The organism is Devosia insulae DS-56 (assembly GCF_000970465.2).
Classification (GTDB): Bacteria; Pseudomonadota; Alphaproteobacteria; order Rhizobiales; family Devosiaceae; genus Devosia_A; species Devosia_A insulae.
Genome location: NZ_LAJE02000038.1, coordinates 1 through 3998, shown reverse-complemented (window position 1 = coordinate 3998; position 3998 = coordinate 1). Strand labels below are relative to the sequence as shown.

The window sequence follows — 3998 nt, the reverse complement described above, 5'->3', positions numbered from 1 at the left end:
AGGCCAGAGGCCCCACCCCGGGGGGACCGACGAAGGCGGTGGAGGGGGCGGTAAGACCATCGGCTTTGGCTCCCCCCTCCACCAGCTTCGCTGGTTCCCCTCCCCCGCCACGCGGGGGAGGATATCGGAGAGGCCGCTGCCAGCCGCCTCTTACAGCGGCTTCAGTCCGGCCTCGATCTCGGCCCGGCGTCCCTCGAGGAACGGGGGAAGTGCCAGGCGCTGGCCGAGGGTTTCGAGCGGTTCGTCGGCGGTGAAGCCGGGGCCGTCGGTGGCGATCTCGAACAGGATGCCGTTGGGCTCACGGAAATAGAGCGACTTGAAGTAGAAGCGCTCGACCTCGCCCGAGGAGCGGACGCCGAATTGGGCGGTGCGCTTCACCCACTCGTCGAACTCCTCCTTGTTGGGGGTGCGGAAGGCGACATGGTGCACGCCGCCAGCGCCCTGGCGGGCCTGCGGCAGGTCGGGGTTCACCTCGACATGGAGTTCCGCCGCGGCGCCGCCTTCGCCCATCTCGAAGACGTGGATTTCGCCGTTCCTCTCGCGCGCCGGATAGGAGCGGACTTCGCGCAGGTTCATCACCTTGCTCAGTACCGGCTCGGAGCGGCGGAGGTCGGGGACGGCGAGGGTGATCGGCCCGAGGCCGATGATCTGGTGCTCAGCCGGGACCGGGCTCTCGGCCCAGGGATGTGCCGGCGCGGATTTGGGGTCGGCGATCAGCCGGAAGCGCTGGCCTTCGAAATCCTCGAAGTCGAGCGAAAGGTGCCCGGCGCGCTCCTTGATATTGCCCGAGGCAATGTCCTTTTCCTTGAGGTGCTCCTTCCACCAACTGAGGTCGGCTTCGGAATGAACGCGCAGCCCGGTGCGGGAGACTTCATGGTTGCCGCGTCTGTTCGGCGCCGTCGGCCAATCGAAGAAGGTGAGGTCGGCGCCGGGCGAGGCGATCGCGTCGCCATAGAACAGGTGATAGGCGCTGACATCGTCCTGGTTGACGGTCTTCTTGATCAGCCTCAGGCCAAGCGTGCGCGTATAGAATTCGACGTTGCGCTGCGCTGCCGCGGTGATGGCGGTGAGGTGGTGAATGCCTTTGAGTTCGAGGGTCATGTGGACCTCCTGATGAAAGCTCGTGACAACCAGATAGGCGGTAAGGCATCGGCGAGATAGCCGCCCGAAGCCGACGCATTGTCCAGCATTCCTGAACGATGGCAAACACGGCGTTTCCGCAATCACCTCCAGACGTGTCTTTTTGAGTTGATCGACGCAAAGCCTCGGGGGCACAGTTCGGGTCGAACATAAAGTGAACAAATGACCCAGATGACCCTGCAGCGAAAGCTGTCGATCCTCTCGGATGCGGCGAAATACGACGCGTCCTGCGCCTCGAGCGGCTCGGTGAAACGCTCGAACCTTGCGACCGGTGGCATCGGCTCGACCGAGGGCAGTGGCATCTGCCACTCCTATGCGCCGGACGGGCGCTGCATCTCGCTGCTGAAAGTGCTGCTGACCAATTTCTGCGTCTATGACTGCGTCTATTGTGTCAACCGCTCGTCCTCCAACGTGCAGCGGGCCCGCTTCTCGGTCGAGGAAGTGGTCGGGCTGACGCTCGATTTCTACAAGCGCAACTACATCGAGGGGTTGTTTCTCTCGTCCGGTATCATCCGCTCACCCGACTACACCATGGAGGAGATGGTGCGGGTGGCGCGCACGCTGCGCGAGACACACCGGTTCGGCGGCTACATCCATTTGAAGGTGATTCCCAACGCCGCGCCGGAGCTGCTGGCCGAGGCCGGGCTCTACGCGGATCGCCTCTCGACCAATATCGAGCTGCCGACCGATAGCAGCCTCGAGACGCTGGCGCCCGAGAAGAAGCCGAGCGCCATCCGCACGGCGATGGCGCATATCGAATTGAAGCGCGAGGAGAGCCGGCCGGACGGCAAGCTCGAAGGCAAGCGCAAGCCGACCAGGCTGGCGCCGGCCGGGCAATCGACGCAGATGATCATCGGCGCCGACCGGGCGACCGATGCTACAATCCTCGGCCGCAGCGCGGCGCTCTATTCGGGCTATGGACTGAAGCGGGTCTACTATTCGGCGTTCTCGCCGATCCCCGATGCGAGCTCAAAACTGCCGCTGGTGCCGCCACCGCTGATGCGCGAGCACCGGCTGTACCAGGCGGATTGGCTGATCCGGTTCTATGGCTTCGACGTCGACGAGATCGTTTCGGGCGGCGAAGACGGGCTGCTCGACCTCAAGCTCGACCCAAAACTCGCCTGGGCGCTGCGTAACCGCGGGCAGTTTCCGGTCGATGTGAACCGGGCGGCGCGGGAGACCCTGCTGCGGGTGCCGGGGCTCGGCGTAAGGGTGGTCGACCGCATCCTCAGCTCGCGGCGGCATCACCGGCTGACGCTGGCCGACCTGGCGCGGATGGCCGGATCGATCGACAAGCTGCGGCCGTTCGTCGAAGCCGACGACTGGACGCCCGGCGGGCTGACCGATGACGCCAAACTGCGCGGCAAGCTCACGCCGGCGCCGAAGCAATTGGAGCTGTTCTGATGCGATCGGTGCGGCTCGAAGCGCTCAACGATTTCGACCAGTGGCGGGCGGCGGCGCGGCGATTGTTGCTCGATGCCGTGCCGCCGGATGAGGTGGTGTGGCTCGACCCGACGACGCCACACGACCTGTTCGTCACCGAGGATGCGATCACTGAAGTGACCGAACGCAAGGTCGGGGTGGTGCCGCAGCGCTTCATCGATTGGGCCGAGGCGGGGATCTGCCACAGTGATCCAGAGCGCTTCGCGCTGCTCTATCGGCTGCTCTGGCGGTTGCAGAAGGACAAGGCGTTGATGGAGGCGCGCTCGGACCCCGATGTCGGCCGGCTCGACCGGCGGGTGTCGGCAGTGCGGCGCGACGCACACAAGCTCAAGGCGTTCGTGCGGTTCAAGTCGATCGCCGACGATTCCGGGCTCGAACGGTTCGTCGCCTGGTTTGAGCCGGAACATTATGTGCTGGAGCGGGTGGCGCCGTTCTTCGTCAGGCGCTTCACCGGGATGATGTGGGCGATCGTCACGCCCTACCGTTCGGTGTTCTGGGATGGCGACAGCCTCGAGTTCGGGCCGGGTGGGCACAAGGCGGACGTGCCGGCCGAGGATGCCATGGAGGGGGCGTGGAGGAGCTACTTCGCCTCGATCTTCAATCCGGCGCGGCTCAAGGTGGCGATGATGAAATCGGAAATGCCGGTGAAATACTGGCGGAACCTGCCTGAGGCCGAACTCATTCCATCCCTGATCCGTGGCGCCAGGGCAGCGGAGGCGGAAATGATCGAACGGCAGGCCAGTATCCCATCATCGAAACACCTGCGGAGGACGGAGCGGCAGGTCGAGGACGACGCACCCGAGGTCGAGATCACCTCGCTGAAGGCGGCGCGCGCGGCGATCGAGCAGTGCCGGCGCTGTCCGCTCTATGAGATGGCGACACAGCCGGTGTTCGGCGAAGGGCCCGAGCAGGCCGAGGTGATGTTCGTCGGCGAACAGCCGGGCGATCAGGAGGATCTTGCGGGTAAGCCGTTCGTCGGCCCGGCCGGCAGGGTGTTCGATGCGGCGATGGCCGAAGCGGGCGTCGATCGCGGGCGGGCTTATGTCACCAATGCGGTCAAGCACTTCAAGTTCGTGCCGCGCGGCAAGAAGCGCCTGCACCAGCGGCCGAACATGGGCGAGGTGAAGGCCTGCAAGTTCTGGCTCGATCTCGAGCGCGAGCTGGTCAAGCCGAAGCTGATCGTGGCGCTGGGCGCGACGGCGGTCGCCAGTCTCGCCGGCAGCAGCACGACGCTGAGCGCGGTGCGCGGCAAGCTGACGGAACTCGCCGACGGAACGCGCATGCTGGCGACAGTGCATCCCTCCTACCTGCTGCGCCTGCCGGACCGGGCGGAGGCGGAGCGGGAACGCCAGCGCTTCGTGGCCGATCTGCGCGAGGTTGGGCGGTTGCTGGGGTGAGCCACTCAGCCGGGCGGG

The 3998-nt window shown here is 65.7% G+C and carries 3 protein-coding genes; 2 read left to right on the top strand and 1 reads right to left on the bottom strand.

What is annotated here, in order from left to right; all coding sequences use genetic code 11:
- Positions 1 to 150 precede the first annotated feature (150 nt).
- Complete coding sequence (locus VW23_RS01380) at positions 151 to 1101, bottom strand: ring-cleaving dioxygenase (protein WP_069907807.1); 951 nt, start codon at positions 1099 to 1101, stop codon at positions 151 to 153.
- Between the two features lie 201 nt (positions 1102 to 1302).
- Between VW23_RS01380 and VW23_RS01375 the strand changes: the two genes are divergently transcribed.
- Positions 1303 to 2544, top strand: coding sequence for a putative DNA modification/repair radical SAM protein (locus tag VW23_RS01375; protein ID WP_069907806.1), 1242 nt, complete (start codon positions 1303 to 1305; stop codon positions 2542 to 2544).
- Positions 2544 to 3980: a UdgX family uracil-DNA binding protein gene (locus VW23_RS01370; RefSeq protein WP_069907805.1), complete on the top strand. Its 1437-nt coding sequence runs from the start codon at positions 2544 to 2546 to the stop codon at positions 3978 to 3980. The genes VW23_RS01375 and VW23_RS01370 overlap by 1 nt, the downstream gene beginning before the upstream one ends.
- The last annotated feature ends 18 nt before the right edge of the window (positions 3981 to 3998 follow it).

Bases quoted from the DNA above. Each gene is read 5' to 3' on its own strand.
- VW23_RS01380 (WP_069907807.1), bottom strand. From the start codon at position 1,101: ATGACCCTCGAACTCAAAGGCATTCACCACCTCACCGCCATCACCGCG.
- VW23_RS01375 (WP_069907806.1), top strand. From the start codon at position 1,303: ATGACCCAGATGACCCTGCAGCGAAAGCTGTCGATCCTCTCGGATGCG.
- VW23_RS01370 (WP_069907805.1), top strand. From the start codon at position 2,544: ATGCGATCGGTGCGGCTCGAAGCGCTCAACGATTTCGACCAGTGGCGG.